The sequence below is a fragment of the Allomuricauda sp. CAU 1633 genome (assembly GCF_017313225.1).
In the GTDB taxonomy this organism is placed as follows: Bacteria; Bacteroidota; Bacteroidia; order Flavobacteriales; family Flavobacteriaceae; genus Flagellimonas.
On sequence record NZ_JAFLNE010000006.1, the window covers coordinates 1 to 24322 of the forward strand.

The window sequence follows — 24322 nt, forward strand, 5'->3', positions numbered from 1 at the left end:
TCGTTCTCTTTAAGTGCCCGAATGATCTGGCTCTCGGTAAACTTGCTTTTTTTCATGTGACAGTTAAAATTTAAAGTTAGAAAATTCTAATTTTAAGCTGTCCTATTTTTAGGGAAGGCTACACAATAGATCGTCACCACCTTCACAATTAGTATCAATATATATTTTGGAAGGTTCAAATTCTAATTCATGACTGATGTTGCCATCAGTATCGTAGAATTTCCACAAACCTGTTCGATAGTAGTAGTATTGTGCACAAGCCCCACCAAAACAGCATTGCACATATGAACCTAATTTATAAGTTCCTTCTTTTTCTAAAATCCCATTTTGATAATATTCTTTCCAGTAACCTACACGAAGATTAGTTGATTTGTTTTTTTGAAAGGCTACTTTACCAACTCCGATAACTTTTCCTTGTTCATTTCTCAATTCTATACTTCTTGAATTGTCGGGTAATCCATCGGTAATATCTCCATAAATATTGTCGTCTAAAATATAGATTGATTCTTGACCAACTACGTATGATGAAAAAAGAAGAACTATAACCCAAAATAGAATTGTGCTTTGTATTCTCATCGTTTATTTAAACTAAGTATTGGATTGTAATCCCATAGAACCATTTCCATTCCTGCATACATTTATTGTTAATTACTTATCGAAGTATAAATATTGTATTCCTTTAGTATTTCACCATTAATCCAGTTAATTTCCAATATTTGATATCGCCTACTAACACCTGGTTCCTTTGCAGGAAATTGAATTTTCCAAGACATTGTATTGTTTCCAGAATCGTATATCAAGTCCACATCATAATCATTAGAATCAAGCTTTTTCTTTTCTGCCCATTTCAGCACTCTCTTCTCAATCTCAACACGTGATACAAAATCATTTGGTTTTCCAAACCGCTTTCTTGGCCAATTACAATTAATTATTTGTCCATACTCATCCATATCAATTTTTAATGGATAGTTCACAATTCCAAGTTCAGGTACTTTTAAATTATATACAAATTGATATTTCGTAATAATCCAACCACGATCAAAAGTATTTGGGTTTTCCTTGAAATATCCTGCCAAATCTGAAATATAACCATCACGAAATTGAGCATTTACATACAATTTATCTAGGATTATACTCAAGTAGTTTTCAAGATTGAATTTGATTTTTTCGGGTACTTTTTTTAAATCGCTTATGTAAGTACTATGGTCAATCAAAGAAGAAAGGTTAATAATGTCCTTGTCAACTACTATTTTCTTCTGCGCATGAGACTTGAGGCAAAAGATCATCACTGTTATTGTAAATATTTTTCTCAAGAACATATAACAATTCCGTATTTTTTAAATGTAGGAAAATTCTATTTATCAAGAATTAGGTTTTCGGTGAAATTGAATAGGAAGCAGTCAACTGGTTTTGATTTTCCTTTTGTGCTTTTTGCAATAAGCTTTGTCGAAAGCTTGGTTCTTGTCCCAAAACAAATCTCCGCATTCCATACACTTTCTTCTGCCTTGGTGAGCGAAATATTTATAAAGGGTCTTTTTAGAACCAACATCAATAAGTTTCATGATTTCTTCAATGCTCAGCTTATTGTCCCTGTAGTATCGTTTATTTGAACTATTGGAAGAACTGGATCAGGGCTTTTCATAGGGCACTGTTCATTTATTCTTCAACTTTTCGTTAAAAGAGCTATTTTCTGCCAAGATTTTTTTCTGTGAATAACCTCTAATTAAAAATGAGATTCCAGCTGTTAAGATTATTACACCAAATAAGAGAGATATAAATAATAAAATAAGAATTCCAGATACTGTTAAAAAAACTCCATAATTAATGTTTTTTGCTGGTTTCAACGAACCATTTTGGCTCCTAGAAGGTCCAGCAGCGTTAAGTTTAAGGTTTAATTTTCTTTCAGCTTCTTTTTCGTCTTTGATGAAAAATTCGCACTCATCCTCAAAATCAGGTTTGTGATTTGTTAAACTACAAACAAGTCCAATTTTAAAATCAGTTTTTCGGTTTGTACATATTTTACAAAAATCTAATCTTTCTTCTAATGTCATATTTTCATATCAATTTTCACATGGAGGTTGGTAAAATGTTGCGTAACGTAGGGGTATGATCAATGTTTGTATATGCATTATGCCTTTAAGTTAATAATCGTTTATTTGAACTTTTAATCATTTTTCTTTAGCTCCTTTCAATTTTTTTGAGGGGCCCCTTCTGTAAAAGAGAAATGTTATCTAAAGAAAAATCAATGATTTAATCGAATAAACAAACATAAATATCGAAACCCCCTACATTAAATGTTGAATTTTAAGTTCCTTTTCTATATTTGAAAAATGAAGAAAACTCTCCTCTTACTTTCTGCTTTATCAGTTAGTTATTTCAATTTAGCACAGGAAAAAATACCATTTGTTGACTTTGATTCAATTATTAGTCAGGTTGCCGATGAGCAACAAAAAGGGCAATATGAAAAAGCACTTGAGCTATTAGGTCAAATAAATCCAAATGATTCCTCTTATTTGTCCAGCATTGTAACCAAATCATATTTTAACATTTTGCTTAAAAAGTATGATGAGGTGATTCGGTTGACTGACCTTGGTCTTCAGGAAGATTGCAAAGATTTATGCAGCTCATATATCATCAATAAAGTAGTAGCATTACTTGGCAAAGAGAAATACCAAGAGGCTTTAAACCTATGCGATCAAGGGCTTGAAAAATTTCCAATGAACAAAACCCTTTGGTTCAATAAGGGGTTGAGTTTTGAAAGCTTAGGCCAGATTGAAGATGCTGTCAAAATGTATCAAAAGGTCATCCTACTAGATCCGCTATACAAAAAAGTGTATTTGCAATTGGGAAATATATGTTACAAGCAGGAGTTGATGAGTCAAGCATTAATGTGTTTTGATATTTACCTACTGCTTGAACCAGATGCGTTTGCTACTCTAAAATCCCTTAATAATGTTGTAAGTTCCAAAAATGAGAACTCTAGAAACCCTAATTTGACGGTTTCCATTGACGACAACAGCTTTGAAGAGATTGATCTGATTCTTAACAATAGAGTGGCTATGAATGAGAAATATGAAACTGGTAATGAAATTGATATTGCATTAACCAGGCAGAATCATGCTCTCTTGGAATCTTTAAAGAAATTTTCAGGTAATGGTGGGTTTTGGGATAAAAAGTTTGTTCCATTTTATCAGTGGATTGTGAACAATGGACATTTCGATGTTTTCAGCTATACACTTTCATACTCTATCGAAAATGAATCTTTCAAAAAAATAGTTGAAAAAAAGGCAGATGAGATTTCTGAATTTTACGGCATGGCCAAACAAAAATGGGCAGATGTTGTCCAAAAGAACACCGAAGAGTGGTACGGAAAAAAAGAAACCATTACCTATTACTATGAAAATGGAAAATTGGGAGCTATTGGCAAAATGGAAGATGATACCCCCTTTGGGAAATGGAATTTTTATAACGACCAGGGCAGACTAACGGTTAAAGGCAATTTTAATTCATCAGGAAATAGGGAAGGAGATTGGACATGGTACAATTATAAAGGAGAAAAAAGCGAGACAGGAAATTACATTGATGGTAATTCAAATGGATTGAACCACCAATATTATGAAAATGGTAGGAAAAAGCTTGTTGCTTATTATAAAGATGGCAAGCTTGATGGCGAGTATAGATATTTCACAGAAAAGGGTGCCTTACAACAAAAAAAATATTTTAAAAATGGAGTACTGGATGGAACCTACCAATCTTTCTACAACATTGGTGAAGAGCTGTTAGAGTCAAAAGTAGAATATATTGAGGGTAACGCCCAAGGCACTTATTTTGAATATTACCCAACAGGTACTGTTAAGTCTGAAATAAATTTTGTTAATGGTGAGAACAATGGCCCCGAATACAGTTACTACCTAAACGGAAAGCTTTCCATGGATGCAAATAGCGTAGATGGATACTGGAACGGACCTTATAAAACTTATCATCCTAATGGTAATCCCAAAGAAGTAGGACAAACCAATACCGGTTATTATGTTGGTCACTGGCAAACCTTTTACAGTAATGGAACACTTGAAAGTGATTTCTATTATGATGATGAAGGAGAAATAACCGGGGAATACAAGTATTATGATAAAGACGAAAAAATCCATTACGAATACGAATATCGAAAAGGAGAGGTGATCGCATATAAGTTTTATGACAAAAAAGGTGCAGTCATAGAAGAAAACCGAAAGAAAGGAGGCGAATTCTACTATAAAGGATATTCTCCATATGGAAAAATAACTTCCGAAGGCTTATATGACATCAAAGGGGGTAAAATCGGTATGTGGAAATATTATTCATCTCATGGGGTGATTACTGGTGAAGGAAATTATAAAGACAATAAACTGAATGGTGAGTATAAAGAGTATTATGGCAATGGTAAACTTCATTCTGTTTCTCCCTATAAGAATGATACGCTAAATGGATACTATACAGATTATCATCTTAATGGCAAGATGAAGACACAAGGGTGGTATAAGAACAATCTACATCATGGTGAGTGGAGAACGTATTCTCCTGATGGCACAGTAACAGCCATCAACTTCTTTCACAAAGGAATGTTACATGGAGAACAACAGTTTTTTTCTGGAGAAGGAATTAAGAAGACTTCTAGCATATATGATTTTGGAGAGAATGTAAAAGATATTGCTTATGATAAACAAGGTAATGTTGTTTATGAAATCAATCATCAAGGACATGATGGAAAATATGAAATGATAGTATACCATTATAACAAAAAACCGAGTGTTAAATATACTTATGTAAATGGTGTAAAGCATGGTCCATGTACTCTCTTTGATTTTTATGGGAGAAAAAAGACGACGGGTGAATATTTAAATGGAAATATGCATGGTAAGTGGATATGGTATCATGATAACGGAAACGTTGAAACAGAAGCAAATTATCTGAATGGTGAATTGGATGGAGATTACATATTTTACTACAAAGATGGAAGTATAGATTTTAAAAATAATTACTTGTTAGGCAAACGGGAAGATGAAGTCAACTCCTATTATGAAAATGGAAATATTTATACAAAGGTTAAGTATTTAAATGATGAATACCATGGAAGAAGAGAAACATATGGCCCAGATGGGAACCTGCAAATCGTTAGGTTTTATGAATATGGCCGCATGATTGGATATAGTTATTTGGATGAAAATTCAAAAGAATTACCAATGATTCCAATTGAAAATGAAACGGCAAAAATTTTCACCTATTATGACAATGGCAAGGTTTCGAGAGAAATGGAATACAAAAATGGTGAACTCATTAATCAGTATAAGGAATATCATTACTCGGGCCAATTATTAGAAGAGGTATTTTACATTGATGGAGAGTTTGATGGGAAGAGATTGGAGTATTTTTCAAATGGAAATGTAAAAGAAGAAGAGGTTTATCAGTTAGGGAAAAGGGATGGAATTGCCAAAGAATATTATTCGAACGGTAATCTAAGAAAAGAAGTGAACTACTTGTATGACATTAAGGAAGGAGTTTCCAAATCATATAATGAAGATGGTAAATTGCAAAAAGAAGAATTATATTTTGATGACAGTATCGTATCATCTAAGACCCTGTAGGGAATTTTTAGTCGCTTTATGCGCTTACTTTTTTGTGTTTAGTTCATACTCTCAAATTACTTCTGAGTATAAAAGATATAAGGAACTATACCCAAATTCGCATTCAATAAGATTGAGCCAGGAATCGACATTGACGATTGGCCTTGATGATGGTAAATTTAAGATAACTCAAGACTTTTCTGAGGAAGACATCTACTTGGACGATGGGGCAAAAAATAATGCCAAACAATCTTTGAGTTTTTCGACCTTTTATGATTTAGAGAGTATAGAAGCATCTTCTTACGCTATCGAAGGAGATCAGTATCAAGAATTCAGTGTTTCTGACTTCAAAGAAAAGGATGATTTGGACAATGCATTCTACGATGACTTAAAATCCATAAATTTTATTTTTCCTCGGTTAGGTACAGGAACCAAAACCAAGTTAAAGTATGAGCAAACCATAAAGAACCCAAGGTTTTTGAATGCCCACTATTTTGGGAGCTTTTACCCTATCAAGAATAATAAGTTTACGATTATTGCGGATAAGGATATAAACCTTCGTTTTAAGGAATTCAACACGGATAGTATTCCCATTAAGTTTTCAAAGAGTCAAACTAGAAAAAGTAATATCTATACTTGGGAGTTGAAGGATATGGATGAATTTAAGTATGAGAGCCGTTCGCCAACTTATAAAAGCATATTGCCACATATCATCCCTATAATTTCTTCCTATAAATACAATGGTGAAACAATTGATGTCGGGAACGATGTTTCTAACCTTTATAGCTGGTATTACTCCTTAACTAAAAATATCAATAAAGAAAAAACTTCAGATGAGTTGGTTCAAATTGTAAATGACTTAACCAAAAACAAAAAGAATGAACTGGAAAAAGTCAAAGCAATCTACTATTGGGTCCAAGAAAACATCAAGTATATAGCTTTTGAATATGCTTTAGGAGGGTTTGTGCCAAGGGAAGCAAATGAAGTTTTCAATAAAAAGTATGGGGATTGCAAAGACAATACAAGCCTACTATTTAAAATGTTGGAGATTGCGGGTATTAAAGGAAATTTAGCTTGGATAGGCACGAGGAGTATTCCTTATAGTTATTCGGATGTTCCTACTCCATCCGTTGACAATCACATGATTTTGTACTACGAAAACCAAGGCAAATCATACTATTTAGATGCAACAGGGAGATATAACCCTTTAGAGGTTCCTACTTCATTTATTCAGGGGAAAGAAGCCCTTGTTTCTATTGGAAGGGATTCATTTATGCTTAAAAAAGTGCCTGTTATTAAATCGCAAAAAAGTGTATATAAAGATTTTGCCACTATAAAATTGAATGGAAATGATTTAACGGGAACATCCAAGGCAGAAATGACAGGCTATACCAAAATAAACTTTTTCTATGATCTCGAAAAACAAGATTCAAAGGATAAAATAAGGGACTACTACAAGTGGTTTTTTGAAAAAGGGAACAATAGTTTTTTGATAACTGAATTCGCAGAAACAAATAGGTTTGACTATGACAAAGATTTTATCGTTGATTATGGTTTCAACGTGTCCAACTATGCCAAGAAAATAGGTGATGAAATCTATATAAATCTAAACCTTAACAAAGGCATGGCATTATTGAAAACAGACGATGATAGAGAAATGCCCTTGGAACATAAATACTTGGATTCATTCGATTTCCAAAACACTTTTATTATTCCTGAAGGATACAAAGTAGACTATCTACCTGAGAATATCGATATTTCAAACGAATACATAAGCAGCAGCATTAGATATGAATTGTTAGACAGCCAAATAATTTATAAACACCATATAGATCATAATAGCTTAATACTTGATATCAATACTCAAAAGAAGGTCAACGACCTTATAAAGAAGATTGAGCAGGGGTATAAAGAAGTTGTTGTATTAAAGAAAATATAATTGACAATGAGCATTTTAAATAAAAGACTACCCATATTAATCATTCTCCTCTTACCTGCTTTGGTAACTTATTCTCAGAACACTCTTTATGTGTCCAATTATGATTGGGATAGCAATCCGAGTTATTCTATAGATACTTCGAATGAGAAGCCAATGATGGCATTAAAAGAAAAATATGTTGTTGAGTTTGCCTATTCTGAAGATGGTGCCCTTGAGGAGTATTATTTAGAACATAAAGCTTTATGGCTAAATAGCAACGAACGAATAGATGCATATAACAAGATATATCTGCCATATTCCAATACATCCGAATTGCTTAAAAGCAAGGCCCGAGTAATTACAAAAGGAGGAAAGATAATTGAGCTTGATGATTCAAAAATATTGAGCGCTCAAGATGAAGAGACAGGTAAATATTATAAGTATTTTGCCTTTGAAGGCGTTGAAAAAGGGAGTATTATAGAATATTTTTATGTTGAAAAAAAGCAGCCAAGTTATAGAGGGACAGCTTTTCGATTGCAGACTGAATATGACAAAAGAGATATAGGTTTTGATTTGTTCTCCCCTTCCAATTTGATATTTGCATTTAAATCCTATAATGGTTTGCCGGAGGTCACTAAGGACACTTTGGTGAAAGATCGATTGCACTGGAAACTGGATATTGAGGCCATAGATGGTCTTGATAACGAAACACAGTCTCCTTACGATGCGTCGAGAGCCTATTTGGTCTATAAATTGGATAGGAACACCGCCAAAAATCTGAGTGATATTTCCTCGTATGGAGATGTGTCACAAAACATATATAATTATTATTACAATGAACCCACAAAGAAGGCAACATCATTAATCGAAAGCTTTATTGCACAGACAATACAAAAAGAAGATGAAGGCGTCGAGGCAAAAATTAGAAGGCTCGATAATACCATAAAAGCTGATTTCTACTTGTCAAAGGGAGGCGACGAAGCGCTAAAGGATTTGGAGGAGATTTTATCTAAAAGAGTAGCCAATTCCAGTGGTATGATGAAGCTATATATTGCACTTCTTACCCATTTGGGGATTGAACATGAAATTGTAATCACGAGCAATAGGGAAAGCTTAAAATTTGATAAGGAATTTGAGGCTCACAATTTTTTAAATGACTACCTTATTTATTTTCCAAGGTTCAAAACATATTTGTCCGCAACGGAAACAAACTCAAGATATGGGTATCCGCCAGCATGGTTAACCGACAATTATGGCCTATTTATAAAGGAGGTTAGTGTTGGAAGTTTTAAGTCAGGAGTTGGCAAAATAAAGTATATAGACCCGTTGAGCGCAGATAAAACCATTGATGAAATGGTTCTTGACGTTCAGTTTGACACTGATGATCTTACTTCTAATTCCATTGCTTTGGATCGTTCTTTTACCGGGTATTATGGCCTTCCAATACATCCGTATATGAATCTGGTCAAAGGGGATGATAGAACCAATATCATTGAAAGTTTAGCCAAATTCATGAATGAGAACGTGACAGTAGAAGAGTCTACCATAGTGAACGAAGACCCTAACCTTTTTGGTGTAGAGCCCATTCATTTTGTAATAGATGCCAAGTCAAACGCATTTGTCGAAAAAGCTGGGAGAAAGTATCTGTTCAAGATTGGCGAGCTGATTGGTCCGCAAATTGAAATGTATCAAGAAAAGGAACGAAAGCTACCGTTGGAAAATGAACATACCAGAAGCTATATCCGTACCATAAAGTTAACTGTTCCTAAGGGATATAAGGTGGCCAATTTGGATGAATTGGTAATGGAAAATGTTTATGAAGAAAATGGCGAAAACCTTTTTTCCTTCGTTTCATCCTACAAAGTTGACGGCAATACCATAACCGTCAAAGCGGATGAGTATTACAAGACCAATATTGTTCCTCCATCCATATTTGAAGAATATAGAAAAGTTATTAACAGCGCAGCAGACTTCAATAAAATTACATTGGTATTAGAGCCAACTAATTAATTTACCGTGAAATCGAAAATCGAAAAGGTGAGATTGGATTGAAATCGTTTATTTGAACTTTGTTTACTTATTATGAAGTAATGTATTTTTAATATTGTTCCTTTCCAAAGAAAATTCATCCCTTTCATCATCAAGGTAATTTATTAGCTGGAGAATGGTTCTCTCTAATCTTTCAACCGAATTGGTTTTATCATTGATGATTTTGCCGTAAAGATGGACATTAAGTTTATCCAGGTCCTTAGTATTTATATTTTTTAGTTTAATAAGCCATTTTGAGAATGGGAGTTCCAACGTTTCTTTAAGTGTAAGATTGCCCTGAGCTATCAATGCTTTTTCCAACTCTTCTTCACTAGGTTCCATATTTCCATTACCCTCAAACAATCTTTGAAGAAAATCAGCAAATGACTCTATAAGTATCCCTAATCCTCTCTCAGTCAATCCCATTCATTAATCGTTTTATTGAACTTTTGTTTCGATTAAATCTCTAATTTGGGTTACAAAACCTTCATGTTCCTTCAACCAAGTTTCAAAATTGTAATCACTAATATTAATGATATATGGAGCTCCTCCACCATGATATTCACTAAAAGGGTAAAACTCTATCCAATTGGCCTCCTCATTTTGAAAAAAGGTCAACCAGTTTTTAGAATCTATTGCCACCATTTCCAATTTTCTTGACTGTATAAAATCATCGGAAAATTCCCAAACACCAAATCCCATATAGTTTCTCATCGTTTTAGTGAACTTTTAAAAGGGATACATTATCATTCTCTTCAATTATTTCCAATACCATTCTTAAGAACTGCGGTTTAAGACTTGCTTCACTTTTGGAAAAATTTTTCCATTTAAGGATGATTTTCTCATTACAATCGAATTGACCAAAACCACCCCTCAAAACATCATTAAAAGCATCTAAATTTCTGCCGATCTTCCAATTCAAGCCATTTGTTAAAACCTTCTCGATTTCATTATAAAAACTCTTTTCACTGGTTATTCGACTCCCATTAATCACAAACTCGGCTATCATCGTTTATTTAAACTTCAATTATAAAGAAGCTGATTAAAAATAACATTTTAATTCAACCGCCTTTTAATCGCTGCCTCAACTTCTTTTAATGATTCTAGGGTAATAGGTCTAAAACTATCCCACTCATCCTCAAATTCATTATAAAATCGGGCAACCATGTTATCGAAAACTTCTTTGGTAATATTGGGATTTTCAAAATTTCTTATGCTGTCAACCTCCTCTTCCATTTTACGTCTATAAGTCTCTAGCAAGTCAAATTTGGCTTGTCCAATTCGTAAATCATCTAAATGAGTTGTATCTGAAACTGTTGATTCTGTGGTTGAGAAAGTAGTGTGAGATCGAAACAATATTGGTCTTTCGACATTGTAACGAACACTTAATCCTACTTTAGTATATATCGTAAATGAGGTTTGGGTAGAATCGTATTTATAATCGGTCCATCGCAGTTTTTTGTTGTCGGACCAAATAATTTTGTCTTCTAATGTCTCCTTTTCCATTTCGTCAAATGGGTTTGATTTTCTTTTGCAATGTATTCCCAACATGCAAATAGAACATCCAATAATAACGATTTTCAAAGTTTTCGCCATGCAAGTTTCAATTGGTATAACGTTGTATAGCTGAATCGTTTATTTGAACTTTAAATACATTTAATTGTAAACAGTATTTGCAAAACTGTTGTCCCTTATTCTGCCCTCTAGTATACGTTTTAATTCGTTAACGGATTTTTGCTTTTCCGAACTATAACCAAAATGAACCATTCCAATTCCAAATGCAATCATTATCAATGGTACAATTGCGAACACGGGATTAGTGTCTTGGGTAATTATCCCATAAACTGTTCCTATCAAGAAAAAACCAATCATGCTTAGCCAAATAGCCATAAATACTATTACGAACCTATGAATTGACAAATCAATCTGTACTTTGGTTCCGTTTAATCCTTCCTGTATTGTTCCTTTTATTTGAGGTAAAAAGGAGTTTTTGCCATTTATTACTCTTTGTATTTGGAAACCGTTTTGGGTCAAAACACCTTCAAAAGCTTTCTGATTTTTAGGTTTGGTCAGTCGTATCTCAATCCCTCTCTTAGGTTGAATATTTTCTTTTAATCTATATTCCACTTCCGCTTTTGTATGCGGGCTTATAATATCAATTTGGTCTGATGGTATTAGCTTCATTTATTTATCTTAATCATCTTCAGCGTAATGAATGAAATCGTTTATTTGAACTTTATGATTCATTAGGGTAATCAAATGAATCTTCTGATTGAACCCATTCTTTGGCTGCTTGAATTGCTCTCTCTAATTCTTCAATTGGAAACCGAATGATATTGTCACTGCCATATATTTCAAATTGAACAGTGCCTCTTTTTTCGGAAACAAATCGACACAAAGGATAAAGACCAACATCAATTTCATCTCCCTTCTCATCTGCGGCCAACAATTCTAATTGTGTTCCAAAATTGACTTCTGATGTGGTTTGATTGATAATTCTCTTAAGTGAGACTATATCGTTGTTGTCCATTTTTTAATTTTTATTCCAATCGTTTATTTGAACTTTGTTTTAAGTGAAAATTAATTTATCGAGGGATAACAATATTACTATTGTTCCAGAAATAGCCCAATCACGAATTTTAATACCGTAAAAATCTCTAATTGGCCTTAGGGTCAAAATGACCACTAAACCAAGTAATAGGAATATAATTATTCCTGTAATTACGTAATCTCCTCGGTCTTCCAACAATTCGATACCTTCACTAAATCTATCCCTCAATATTAGAATTATCGCAATAGGGTACACCAATAAACTTGATACGCTTGTAATCCATCCCAATCGTTTACGCTTAATCAAAAGAATGCCTGACACCAAACCAAGCAATCCTATTAAGAAAACAAAATGGGATTGCTCAATTAGTTTAATAAAGGATACTCTTTCCCTGCTCAATCCAAACTGTTCCAAATTGTTTAGAATCATATACCAACTGAAAATGGATAATATCATAACCGAAATACCGAATAGAATTTCGATTATTCCCAATGATTTATTTATTGCACTCCAGTTTTGATTCACCCTATTTTTGGTTTTTCAATAATCGTTTATTTGAACTTTAATATCTTTTAGGTTTAGAGATTTTGAATTTCATTCCAGTCTAATTTAGTGATTGTATTTCCTTTCAATATTAGGATAGAGACCTCTTTATCTTTTGCTGTTCCATAATAATCCATATTTATTAACGTATAAGGTCCAAAAGTTTTAGTAGTTGGAGTATGTGTATAAAATCCATCATTGAACAGGGGGCTTACAATCTCAATTCTTTGATTTTTTAATTCAACGATGAAGGTCATATCATTGATATGTGCTAAATATAATCTACGGTCATCAACTTCAAAAGTTGAAAAAAGTAATATTTCGAAGCCTTTAAACCTATATTCGAATGCAGAAGAATCGTCATAGTAATTCAAAATTCTTCCTTTTCTCCTTTTATTCAAGAAGCTTTTAGTACACTTTTCCAGTAAACCCAGATTCTTGATTTCCTTTATGCTCGTGGAACCCATCATATGCCCCATATGAGCTACTACTAAGTAGCTAGTTCGATCTTTTATTACAGTATTAGAACAAGTTGACTCGGTGAAGTATATATCTTCTGTTTCCTTATCATAAAAATACACTATGCCTCCCCATTCACCATTGCAATCATTGAATACAATATAATCTTCATCCTCAAACAGTTTTGGTTGGCTCTCCAATGGGAATCTTTCTTTATACCTTATCCATCTTCCATTGCTGTACAGATAGATTGTACTACCTGATAAAGCTCCAAGTTCTCCATTGATTACCCAATGGTATTTAAATTTTTTGGAGTTCAATTTGTTCTCAAAAGTTATATCTCTGCTGAAATCCTTTAGACTATGACATACAAATCTGCCATTACGAAATAAAGAAACAAGGCGGTTGTCATAAATTACAGAATATGAAACAGGGTAATTGATATAATTATCATCATAGTCTTCAAAATCATCAGTAAAGGAAGGATTTATTAAGACTTTGTGGAAGGTGTCGAAGGGAATAGGGTTTTCACTAATTGATAACTTAAACTCATCAGTTTCATAGAGATTTTGTGGACTAACCGAATCATTCACTCGACCTGAAAATGGGTCCCACTTCAATGATTCGGTAAATTTTTCAATAATCTGATTAAACCCAGATGCATTACCTTCTGACTTCTTCTGTGCTAACGTTAATTTTGAATAGAACACTAATATTAAAAGGCAGAAGATTTTCTTCATCGTTTATTTGAACTATAAAAGCCTAGACTTCTATTGTTTTTTATTTGAAATATTTTTAAATAATAAGTTTAATAAATTCAATACAACCAATGTTGGCAAATAAATCATTAAACCGATTACCAAATAGGTATATGTTGTCCCGCCTAACAAACTAGGAATTTCAAACTCTGATAAATTCCATAGCCAAGTCACAAGTATTAAAATTAGCCCAACAATTACTTGTATCAAAAGTGAAATATTCAATGATTTTAAAAGCCGAACAAAACTGAATGAACTCCAAAGACCCTTCTTTTTGGTACTCCACAATATTGGAAGTCCAAATAATAAAATGGTGATAACAGTTACTATTCCAATGTTAGATACAATCATTTTTTATTATCCTGGTCATTTTTGTTTTTATAAGATTGATCTTGACAATCGTTTATTTGAACTTTGATTATTTAATTCGCAAGTCCCCTAATTTAGGAGACAATATTTTTTTCCAACTTTTTGGGTATTCCGTTTTCAAATCATTATCAAAATACTTAATTCGCCTGTTACTCTTGATAATAAAAATCTCAGGAGTCTTACTCGGGTTATCCTTATCTTTTAAAATCAATGTATCTCCAATAACCTTGAATTCCCCAAAAGTCCTTTTCAAATCCCAGGGAAGTTTCTTCTGGTACAATTTCCTTGTTAAATAGGATTCATGGATTTCTACATAAGTACTATCTCTGTTCAATATCAAAACACTTCTTTGAAACATTGCACCAGCAGATCCATAATTCCATCCTTTATTGGAGTATCCGAGACTAAAAGAATCTTGAGAAAAGATTTCAGTTGAAACCAGAATAATAAAAACTGACAAACAGAAATATCTCATTGAGGTATTAATTCTTAAATTATACTTTACTTCTTTTTCCTTTTGAAAATTATGCTGTCTACATAATTTAAAGCATTGCCTATGGCCTTCCATAATTTTCTAAGGACTACTTCCGAAAAGAAATCAATAATTGCCTCAAAAATCATTTAATCGGTTATTTGAAATATGTACTGATTCAGTTTTTATTAGCGCTAGTTTTTCAGTTTATTTAGAATTTCTGTTTCATTTGGTGATAGGAGCTTTATTGGCAAATAAATTCCTTGATCACTTTTCGTTTTCAATGCAAAGTATGTTTTCCTTTTCAGCACTTTTTTTAAATCCGAATAATCCAATTCAGATTTACTTTTACCCGATTGAACGATTATTTTGTCAGGTTCAATTTTATAGTCAAGATCAAAATTTTTATACCACGATTTTTGTGTTAAAATAATGACCAAGGGTTTTAGCAAATAATAAAATCCGAACAAAACCATAAATCCCGCATAACCAATTCCTAGTCTATTATTTTCATTGAAATACAGGTGAAGTCCGTATATTAAGATTAAAGGGCCACCAATCACTCTTGTAACAGAAATATTGGCTCCATGTCCAAAATAATATTCATAAAAAAATATTTTTACCCTGTCTTTTTGAGATATTTTCTGCTTAATCACTTTCAGTTGTATGTTATCGTCTATTTGAACTTTTATCACCAATCCCTAGTGGCTATCAATTCTTCTATATCGGCATCAAAGCCATATGCCATTGATATAAATTCAAAATCCCTCGCCAAACACTCTCTCGCTACTGTTTCAATCTCGCTATTATTTGCGAAAAACTCGTCTTGTAAATCATTTAATTTATTAGTCGAGGAATGCGATAGTTTATATAATTCTTCTATGCTCTTTGGTTTCTCTGTTTCAATGTTGTAGCTCAACTCCAAAAGGATATTCATGCATTTATCTACTAATTTTTCAGGGAAGTATGTGTCATTGTACATGCAATCCAAAAATGGATAGTCTTGAATTTTGGTATTTAACAGCTGACTTTGTTCTATCATCTTGGAGGATGAATTTTGTGATTTACCAATGTTACACGCTGTAAAAAATATAATCAGGATTAAATAGTATATTTTCTTCATCTAGAGTAATCGTTTATTTGAACTTTTATAAATGTAGGAATTTTCTATAAATCCCTGTTCGGTCAAATTCCGAGGAGCTGTAGTTTTAAAGTTTATGAAATTTTAGAGACGATCAGATTCCAAATAACCATAGTGATGGAACGATTTTCAATTAGGCATAGAATTAAGAAAAAGTTGATCAGTCCAAATCCTATAACGAACATTCCCGCCAAATATACAGAAGCCCAGTCCTTCTTTCCTTTGTATTTTCTGTAGTAGTATCTGATTACAAATACCAGGGCTATTTGATACAATATAAATTCAAACATCACCATTGGCTAAGTCATCGTTTATTTGAACTTTAGTTGACTATTAATTCTTGTAATCAGTTATTTTTTTCAATTATTCTTTTCCTGTCCACCCAGCTAAACTTAGAAGTCCAGTTTCCAATTCAAACATTAAAGGAGGATAATTTTGTAATAGCGATTCTCCCGCTCCATATATCTCTACCCATTTTTCTTTATGTGGTGAAAATTCAATTCGTAGGAAACGAATCCCATTTAATTCTACACCATAATAAGTCCTGTTATATTCGTCGAATTCTCTTTTAAGTTTTCTTTCCGCTTTTCTCCCTGTTTTGGCTCCTCGGTTTTTGTAATCTACCACTTCTCCCCAGCCTTCCTTGGAAAAATCTTCACGAAATTCCTTCTCTCGTTCATAGTAGAGTGTGTGATGTTTCTCTATTGCATCAGAGTATTGTTTTAAGAACTCCTGCTCGAACTGTTGGATATCTGATTTTGAAGGCATAAAACGGTTCTTTGGGAAAATATTTCTTTGGCCTTTCGGAGTGTACCACTCTGGTTGGATTACACCTAAAAAACCATCAAAATATAAGGTGTCTGCCATCACTTGGTTTGATTGGGCCAGACATAATATTGGGAGAGATAATGAAAATATTATTAAAAGTCTCATTTTCAAATTTCGTATAACCTGTTTATGTGAATCGTTAATTTGAACTTTTAGCGGTCTCGTATAACCATTAGGTACGGATTCAAGTTAATATTTTTCGGTTTGGTAATTGCGGTTTTGCATTTTTGTAGCACGTTATTATTCTAATTCAATTTCTATCGATAAAGTTGAGTACTTCTTTATTAAAATCATCAGGGTTTTCACCTTGTAATCCATGTGATGAATTCGAAAGGGTATACGTCTTATTTTGAGGTAAAAATCTATCAAGTTCGTCAATAATAAGTGAAAATCGTTTTGGGGAAAATTCCCCTTTGATTAACAATACAGGAATATTCAGCTTTTTAAGCTGAGTAGTATCAATTTTTGTAAATTCTTGCTTTGATACTAACCCTCTTAAATCTACATAATTGTCCATCCACATTTGTTTGACTTTTGGTGAAACTTTATAAAAAATAGAACTGTCACCCATTACACCTCCAACAAAAGTTGCCACGCCTTTTTCATTATCACCCTTATTGAAAGCATCTTTTGAAGGTTCAAGCGCATTTAGTTTAAGTTCATTAAACAAGCTATCACCTCGCCTACTATTTTTCAATAATGGAAGTACGGGAGGTTCTCCTAATACAAGCGATTTTACCCTATTTGGATTATTTAGAGCCGTTTCTAATGCAGTATATCCACCATATGAATGACCAACTAGATGCACCTTGTTAAAGCCGAGAACATTAATGAGTTCCATTAAATCTTCACTATGAATTTTTGGCGAAAAATCGTTTTTTTCATTGAATACCCTTTTATTAGGGTAGGCATACCTTCTGGAATATGCTACGACTTTATATTTTGTTGAGAATGTATCAATTTGATTTTTCCAAGTACGATAGTCAGATATGTGTCCATGAACAAAAATTAAAGGTTCACCATTTCCTTTTATGATATAATGTAATTTTTCTGAATTGACAATTATTGATTGAGTTTCAATATCGTTTGGGTTTTCTTTTACATTTTGATTACTTTTTTGTTTGCAAGAAGTAAGTCCAATAAAAAGTAGAGCACTTACAATGGTGGTTAGTTTCATGGTTTTGTACTTAACATATTATCAGATATTTATAAAGACAAGAATATTTAGAGGATAGGTTTTAGCTATATGCTATACAAGTTGTTGTACAGGCTTTTTTATTCAAACTCAAGGTTAGTATCAAAAAAAGGAAGCATATCATTTAGAGCGCGTCCATCATCAGTCCATAGTTTATTTCCATGGTTTCCAATGTATTCCTCTGCATAATGTTTTATTCCTAAATCCTCTAATTTTCTGCTTAATTCTCTACAGCCCAATAGAACAAAGCCGAATTGGTCATTTCTTCCCCAATCTAATTTTATGGCATTTAGTTTTTTGAGATTGTCAACATATTCATCAGCCATATTATGTAAAAACTGTTTATTCCATAAACGGATAGTGTTAGCATCTGTAATTAAATTGTCAGATTCGTAATAAAATGGCAAATCCGCATAAAAGGGCGGCTTATCTTTATTTGGTGAAAATGCTTGTCCCATCGCAATTATTGCATTTTCTAAAAAGTGGTCATAATCTTTGATTAACTTTTCTCTTGAATCAATTTCTTGTAACTTCTTATATACGGCACCATTGGCTCCAAGCTCATTGTATAAACTTAAACAACCTGAAAAAGAATAAACATTAGCGAATGTATTTGGAAACATCATGGCTAATTTTACTGCGCCATAGCCTCCCATTGAAAACCCAGTAATTCCCCGACTTTCCTTTTTTCTAATTGTTCTATAATTCTCATCAACATAATTAACTAAATCTGTTGCTGTGAAGTCAATCCAATTTCCAGTCAAAGGTGAATTGGTGTGAAAACTCCCTCTGTATAAAGTATGGTAATTAGGTATAACAACAATTACAGGTTTTATTTTTCCGATAGCTATTCCTTTATCAAGCAAATTATTTAATTTGAGTTCATTTATTTGCTTTGAATCACTCCCTGAAAAGCCATGCAAGTAATAGATAACAGGATATTTTTTTTTGGTTTGTTCGTATTCTGGTGGTAGATATATATGAACACTTCTTGTTGGTTTTTCACCAGCAATGTTTTCTAAAGATTTAGAATATAAACTATCTACTTGAACGGTGCCAGTAGGATATTGTGCAAAAACTGAATATCCCATAAAAAGAACTACTATTATTAAAATATTCAGTTTCATATTGTTATCTGTTTGATTATTAGCCCTTAATAAAGATATGAAATATGTTGCACAACGATATAGCACGTTATTGTCCTTACCTTATTACTATTGATAAAGTAGAGCACTTCCTTATTATAATTATCAGTTTTTATGTAGCCTTATCCCTTTTGTTGCATTTAATTAATCAGATTATAGAAGAATAAATTTTTAGGGTTTACTTATGGTATATATTAGCATCATCGTTGATTTCAACTTTCAAAAAGGATAAAAAAAGACAGTACAATCTTACCCTTCTGATGATTCTACAGAAAGCTCATAGGTGAATTTGGTTATTAAGCAACCAAATAGACTTATCGTAGTGTTTTGGGAGCCGCGTTGCCGAGGGGCTATTTCAAATTCGCTACTTTATTAATATGAAATTGTCCTTTATACACCACGCCTTTTACTTTAATGTCCTTAATTTCCATTGGATCTATCTTAAATGGATTCTTAGCTAAAATGGTAAAGTCGGCTTGTTTGCCTTCTTTTATAGAGCCAATCTTGTCCTCAAGCATTATTGTTCTTGCGGCATCTATGGTAATACCTTTCATACCATCAAAAACGCTGATACGCTGGTCTTGTGAGACCTTAGTGTCTTGTGAAGTTACACGATTAATGGCAGTCCATGCTAAAGTAAGCGGTTCAACAGGTGCCATTGAAAAATCGGAATGAAAGGATACTGGAATGTCTCGTGAAACCAGAGAATTTACCCGCACTAAATTTTCACCTCTCTCTTTCCCTAGTCCTTCTTCCGAATATTTATCGGCTAAAGCCCATAGGTAATAAGGGTTCACCGAAGCTTCTATGCCTAGATTAGCTATTTGTTCAGCCATGTCATCCGAGAAATATCCCATATGATGCAAGGTAAATTGATGGTCCTCTCGAGGCTGTTTCCTTTGCAGCTCTACTACATTATCTACTACCATTTGAATTCCTAAATCACCATTGGCATGAACATGAATTTTATAACCATCGCTCCAATAGAGTTCTGTTTGCTCTTTAAATAAATCCAGTGGGGTCATCCACTCTCCTTTATGGCCATCGGTATAGTCTCCCTTCATCTGCATCAATTGGGAGTAAATAGCGCCATCAGAAAATAGTTTGATTTGTTTTGGCAAAAACTTTATGTTTTCGGTATCCAAGCTATCTGTCAATGTCTCGGAAAATTGTTTAGCCTTTTCGTTGCTGTTTCCTCTCATACCATATAACTGCGTACCATTTGGAATGATATAATAATCGTAGGGAGGCTTCTTGTCCATTTCGGTTTTAAGGAAGTTGTATTCCAACTCAAAACTTGAATTCGGAAAACCTGGATCAGCAACGGTTGTAATACCATTTTTTGTTATTAACTGACTCATTTGTTCCAAGCCATATAGGTATTTGTCTTTAGCAAAGAATAAATTCCCTATTCTGGGCACTAAAGCCAGCCAGCCACCTTCATAGAAATGGCCATTTTTCCAATCTACTTGCGAATTGTCCTTAAATTCCTCTTCATTAATGCCCATCATATTTATAGCAGCATCGTTCACAAAAATTTCATGAAAGGAACGGTGGATAATACCTACGGGTTTATTGCCAGCAATTTTATTTAACATCTCCCTATTCAATTCTCCATGCCAGAGTTGATGATATCCCCAAATTATATAAATAGCATCTTCGGTAGCATTTTGATTGATTGACTTGGTGATGCGTGCAATGTAATTTTCATGCCCAGAAACACCTTTTTTGGTTTCATTAGGCAAAACCCAATCATATGGAGCAATAATTTCGTTAGGCAACATAGTTGCTGCAATTGATCCATGAATATGTGGCTCAACAAAACCTGGCATCATGGTTTCTCCATTAAGGTTATGCTTTTTAGCGACATCTTCATATTTTTCAAAAGCTTCATCTTGGCTTCCTACAAATATTATTTGCCCTTCTCTCTCTACTACAGCTTCAACATATTGTGGTTCATCACCTTCCATTGTAATGATTTCACCATTGTAAAAAATGGTTTGTTTTAGTTGATATGGCTCCGCCACAGCTTCAACAGATCCTTCACCTTTTTTGGATTTATTGTTACATGATATTAACAGTAGACAAATTCCGAATAAAAATGCAAATGTGTTTTTCATCTTATGGTACTTATTATTGACAATTTGTTTAGTGAAAGGGTGTTTTTTAAGCTAACGTCTTAGAATTTTACTGAGGACCTAAAGCCAATGAAAACAGCGGTATCACTATTTTTTAAAATTGGCTTGACGATTTGTACATCGGCACCAATGGAGACCCAATTATTTAACCAATATTGGTAAAAAGTTTCTATACCTATCTCATCTCGTAGTGGGATTCCTAATTGCTCCGCACTGTCATCGACAATACTACTCAGGGAATATTCGTAAACTGCTACACCCCATTTGTCTTGAGTTCTGTTTTTAATAAAACTGTTACCTCCAACTCCTAATTGAAAGCTAAAATCAATGGGGTTTGGATTTCCGTCAGATATTGCAAATTGTCCAAATAGTCCCCAACTGTGTTTTTTATCAATAGTCATTAGTGGGTGATTAAAGCTGTAACTAACGTAAAATCTATTATCTTTATCACTTAAAGGAACATCTACCGGAGGGTTAATGTCGCCCAAATTGTAAAGGTTGGTTCCATCTTGTGTACTGTAAGCTAAGCGAACAGCATGACTTCCTTTAGAGTTACCAATGTTTACTTTCCAACTAGGCGAAACAGAGAGCGTAACACCTTCACTAAAAGGAGACTCTAAACCTGTTTTACCAGCAACACTAGCAGGATCGTAAACCATAAATGTCCATTTTAATTTTTCACCTGTAATGTTGGAAATAGCCCCAAATATATAAGGCGGAGTGATTCCCGAAACAGGAGCAGCAAATGCTAAATTCCAGAAAGCATCTAAACCTGAGCCACCACTATATGCAGTGCCAGCAACGAGATCAACCATATTTATTTTTCCAAATAAAACTTGATTACCAGGTTTCCATCCATATATAAAATATACACTACTTATATCGAAGCGTTCACCAGTGGTAAATCCTGGAAATGTTACAGCGGTATTTTTGGGTATTAGAACATTGCCAGAACCATCTAAAGCATTACCAAAGTTGTATTCAAACTTTGTAACCAAAGTCCAACGGCTTAATCCCAAGATTTTACCATTGAATTTTCCATCCAATTGTGCCTTTCCATTAAATGCATAGTCACTTGATCCCGTACCGGCCACAAAATTGTGACTGAATACAGTAAGCCTAGGGTTTAAGATAATTCCATTGGCTTCCAAACTGTCCCTGGTCCCATTCCAATTACCCGTTAGATACTTGGAATTTGATTCCGTTTGGGCATAAAGAAACCCACAAAGACAAAATGCAAATGGAATGAGAAGCTTTTTGATTCCCATGGACTACATTTTATATATAGATTTTCCTTCCTTTATACTTTCAACAACTTGAATCGTGTGAATGTCCATGGGGTCAATCTTTAAAGGATTTTTATCTAAAATAACCAAATCAGCAATTTTGCCCACTTTCAAACTTCCCTTGGTGTCTTCTTCAAAGTTTTGCTTGGCACCCCAAATCGTTAAGGATTTAAGGGCTTCGTAAGGTGTAATTCGTTGGTCTGGCCCCAAAACAGCTCCAGTACGGGTCACACGGTTAACGGTAGCGTCATAAACCCTCATGGATTTAGGAAATATCACCGGAGCATCGTGGTGGGAAGTTAGGTTGATACCGGCGTCGATAACATCTCGACAAGGTGAAATATAACCTGCACGCGGTTCTCCTAAAACAGATTCCCTGTGCCAATCGCCCCAGTAGAAGCTATGTGTTGGGAATAGTGAACAATACACTTCAAGCTCTTTTACAATTGGAATCTGGTCTTTACGTAAGGTTTGCCCGTGTATGATGGTGGTTCTATGGTCGGGATAATTATAGTTTTGCTCTACATTGGCAATGGCATTGAGGTATTGGTCTATTGCTGCATCCCCATTGGTATGACATATAATTTGCCATTGGTTTTGAAATGCTTTTTCTATGTACATTTCAGCCTTGGCATCATCCATGATCGGAAATCCTTTGTAACACCCTTCTTTACCCACAGGATTTACATGGTAACAATCGGTCAGCCATGCTGTTTTTCCTTGTGGAGATCCATCCAAGGTCAATTTTACCCCACCTGCACGATAATGGTTTTTATAGGTATGGTCTTTACTGTAATAAATGCTGTCCATAACAAAGTTCGACACATCGATATCGGGATAAGAAACAACATCTAAATAGAATTTTCCTTGATTGGCAGCCTCCCTAAAAATGTTCATTTGTTCTGGTGTGGTTCGCCCATCTTGAACAGTTAAATAGCCATTGCTGGCATACTCCTCTTGCGATTTATCAATACAACGCATTGCAAATTCTGCATCTGCTTTCCCCAACAAGGGAAAAAGTATTGCGTACATCGCCTTTTCTTCCAAAACCCCATTGGGGCTGCCATCTGGATTTCTTCTTAGGTGACCACCTTCTGGGTCTTTGGTTTCTTTGTTATAGCCAGACATTTCCAATGCCTTGCTGTTCATTACTCCCAAATGTTCCGACTGGTGAATGAGTAAAACAGGCAGGTCCGTACTGATTTTGTCAAGGTCAGTCGCTTTTGGATGATCTTTTTCCGTTAATTGGGAATCGTCATACCCATGACCAATAATCCATCCAAATTTTTCTACCACGAACTTTCCATCATCAGTTTCTTTCCATTCGTTCATGGCATCAACAAGCTCTTGAACATTTCCTCCGGGACCATCGGGTGGAGGCAGTAAATTGGCAACTATTGACGCAAAACCAGTATTGTAAAAATGCCCGTGTCCATCTATAAATGCAGGAACCATGGTTTTGCCAGCAAGGTCCACTTGATTGGCATTCGCGTAATTTTCAAGGGCAGCACTTTTGTCCCCAACAAAAATTATTTTTCCATCTTCTTCGACAAGAGCCTCTGCATAGTTGGGGGTATCACCCTCAACGGTAATGATATCACCATTGAAGTAAAGCGTCAAATTTTGATCTATCGCAGTTTCCTTTTCATTTTCTGAGTTTTTGCACGAAAAAAGAAGCATAAACAGACCTAAGAGTATACAAGATTGAATTGATTTTTTCATGATTGATGATGTTTACAATTGATTATATGTATTGAATATCCATTTGTATTTGCAAATTAGAAAGAGGAAATCAATAAAATTCTGGGGGGGAGTGTTTTTTAAACCGATGAAAATCGGTTGATTGCTATAAATTTAAATAATTAATAGAAGTTTTAAGAAATATGAAGTA

At 33.9% G+C, this 24322-nt stretch carries 23 protein-coding genes; 3 read left to right on the top strand and 20 right to left on the bottom strand.

The genetic code is table 11. The annotated features are described in order from the left end of the window. Positions 1–108 precede the first annotated feature (108 nt). The 3 genes from J0X14_RS15190 to J0X14_RS15200 form a co-directional block, all read right to left on the bottom strand. Positions 109–576: a hypothetical protein gene (locus J0X14_RS15190; protein ID WP_207098667.1), complete on the bottom strand. Its 468-nt coding sequence runs from the start codon at positions 574–576 to the stop codon at positions 109–111. A 68-nt stretch (positions 577–644) separates the two neighbouring features. Beyond that, positions 645–1319 (bottom strand): hypothetical protein, encoded by a 675-nt coding sequence (locus tag J0X14_RS15195; RefSeq protein WP_207098668.1) that lies wholly within the window; start codon positions 1317–1319, stop codon positions 645–647. 333 nt (positions 1320–1652) lie between these two features. Next, positions 1653–2051, bottom strand: coding sequence for a hypothetical protein (locus J0X14_RS15200; RefSeq protein ID WP_207098669.1), 399 nt, complete (start codon positions 2049–2051; stop codon positions 1653–1655). A 279-nt stretch (positions 2052–2330) separates the two neighbouring features. Here J0X14_RS15200 and J0X14_RS15205 point away from each other — a divergent pair, with 279 nt between their 5' ends. The 3 genes from J0X14_RS15205 (at position 2331) to J0X14_RS15215 (ending at position 9528) form a co-directional block, all read left to right on the top strand. Beyond that, positions 2331–5621: a toxin-antitoxin system YwqK family antitoxin gene (locus tag J0X14_RS15205; protein ID WP_207098670.1), complete on the top strand. Its 3291-nt coding sequence runs from the start codon at positions 2331–2333 to the stop codon at positions 5619–5621. Continuing rightward, positions 5518–7539 (top strand): DUF3857 domain-containing protein, encoded by a 2022-nt coding sequence (locus J0X14_RS15210; RefSeq protein ID WP_242528053.1) that lies wholly within the window; start codon positions 5518–5520, stop codon positions 7537–7539. Before J0X14_RS15205 ends, J0X14_RS15210 begins: the two co-directional genes overlap by 104 nt. 153 nt (positions 7540–7692) lie before the next feature. Beyond that, entirely contained in the window at positions 7693–9528 is a 1836-nt protein-coding gene (locus tag J0X14_RS15215) for a DUF3857 domain-containing protein (RefSeq protein ID WP_207098671.1), read from the top strand. A gap of 63 nt (positions 9529–9591) precedes the next feature. Here the strand turns inward: J0X14_RS15215 and J0X14_RS15220 are convergent, their stop codons facing one another. From J0X14_RS15220 to J0X14_RS15300, 17 genes are all read right to left on the bottom strand, one after another. Beyond that, positions 9592–9972, bottom strand: coding sequence for a hypothetical protein (locus tag J0X14_RS15220; RefSeq protein WP_207098672.1), 381 nt, complete (start codon positions 9970–9972; stop codon positions 9592–9594). A gap of 12 nt (positions 9973–9984) precedes the next feature. After that, positions 9985–10260: an Imm27 family immunity protein gene (locus tag J0X14_RS15225; RefSeq protein WP_207098673.1), complete on the bottom strand. Its 276-nt coding sequence runs from the start codon at positions 10258–10260 to the stop codon at positions 9985–9987. Between the two features lie 4 nt (positions 10261–10264). After that, positions 10265–10555, bottom strand: a complete 291-nt coding sequence (locus J0X14_RS15230) for a barstar family protein (RefSeq protein ID WP_207098674.1) — start codon at positions 10553–10555, stop codon at positions 10265–10267. A 47-nt stretch (positions 10556–10602) separates the two neighbouring features. Beyond that, entirely contained in the window at positions 10603–11142 is a 540-nt protein-coding gene (locus tag J0X14_RS15235; RefSeq protein WP_207098675.1) for a hypothetical protein, read from the bottom strand. A 60-nt stretch (positions 11143–11202) separates the two neighbouring features. Beyond that, a complete protein-coding gene (locus J0X14_RS15240) occupies positions 11203–11730 on the bottom strand; it encodes a hypothetical protein (protein ID WP_207098676.1) in 528 nt (175 codons plus the stop codon). 52 nt (positions 11731–11782) lie between these two features. Then, positions 11783–12076, bottom strand: a complete 294-nt coding sequence (locus J0X14_RS15245; RefSeq protein WP_207098677.1) for a hypothetical protein — start codon at positions 12074–12076, stop codon at positions 11783–11785. Positions 12077–12115: 39 nt separating this feature from the next. Next, positions 12116–12622, bottom strand: a complete 507-nt coding sequence (locus J0X14_RS15250; RefSeq protein ID WP_207098678.1) for a hypothetical protein — start codon at positions 12620–12622, stop codon at positions 12116–12118. Positions 12623–12675: 53 nt separating this feature from the next. Then, the gene (locus J0X14_RS15255) at positions 12676–13839 is read right to left on the bottom strand and encodes a hypothetical protein (protein ID WP_207098679.1); all 1164 of its coding nucleotides are present in this window, start codon (positions 13837–13839) and stop codon (positions 12676–12678) included. 436 nt (positions 13840–14275) lie between these two features. Continuing rightward, on the bottom strand, positions 14276–14686 hold the full coding sequence (locus tag J0X14_RS15260; protein WP_207098680.1) for a hypothetical protein: 411 nt from the start codon (positions 14684–14686) through the stop codon (positions 14276–14278). 206 nt (positions 14687–14892) lie between these two features. Continuing rightward, positions 14893–15354, bottom strand: coding sequence for a YcxB family protein (locus tag J0X14_RS19215; protein WP_207098681.1), 462 nt, complete (start codon positions 15352–15354; stop codon positions 14893–14895). A gap of 35 nt (positions 15355–15389) precedes the next feature. Next, complete coding sequence (locus J0X14_RS15270) at positions 15390–15740, bottom strand: DUF5713 family protein (protein ID WP_207098682.1); 351 nt, start codon at positions 15738–15740, stop codon at positions 15390–15392. A gap of 462 nt (positions 15741–16202) precedes the next feature. Next, entirely contained in the window at positions 16203–16709 is a 507-nt protein-coding gene (locus J0X14_RS15275; protein ID WP_207098683.1) for a hypothetical protein, read from the bottom strand. 208 nt (positions 16710–16917) lie between these two features. Next, a complete protein-coding gene (locus J0X14_RS15280) occupies positions 16918–17844 on the bottom strand; it encodes an alpha/beta fold hydrolase (protein ID WP_207098684.1) in 927 nt (308 codons plus the stop codon). A gap of 98 nt (positions 17845–17942) precedes the next feature. Further along, positions 17943–18989 carry an alpha/beta hydrolase gene (locus J0X14_RS15285; RefSeq protein WP_207098685.1) on the bottom strand — a complete coding sequence of 349 codons (1047 nt, stop codon included), beginning with the start codon at positions 18987–18989 and terminating at the stop codon, positions 17943–17945. 368 nt (positions 18990–19357) lie between these two features. After that, positions 19358–21127: an amidohydrolase gene (locus J0X14_RS15290; protein WP_207098686.1), complete on the bottom strand. Its 1770-nt coding sequence runs from the start codon at positions 21125–21127 to the stop codon at positions 19358–19360. A 59-nt stretch (positions 21128–21186) separates the two neighbouring features. Next, on the bottom strand, positions 21187–22413 hold the full coding sequence (locus J0X14_RS15295) for a carbohydrate porin (RefSeq protein WP_207098687.1): 1227 nt from the start codon (positions 22411–22413) through the stop codon (positions 21187–21189). A 3-nt stretch (positions 22414–22416) separates the two neighbouring features. Next, positions 22417–24153 carry an amidohydrolase gene (locus J0X14_RS15300; protein WP_242528054.1) on the bottom strand — a complete coding sequence of 579 codons (1737 nt, stop codon included), beginning with the start codon at positions 24151–24153 and terminating at the stop codon, positions 22417–22419. Between the last annotated feature and the right edge of the window lie 169 nt (positions 24154–24322).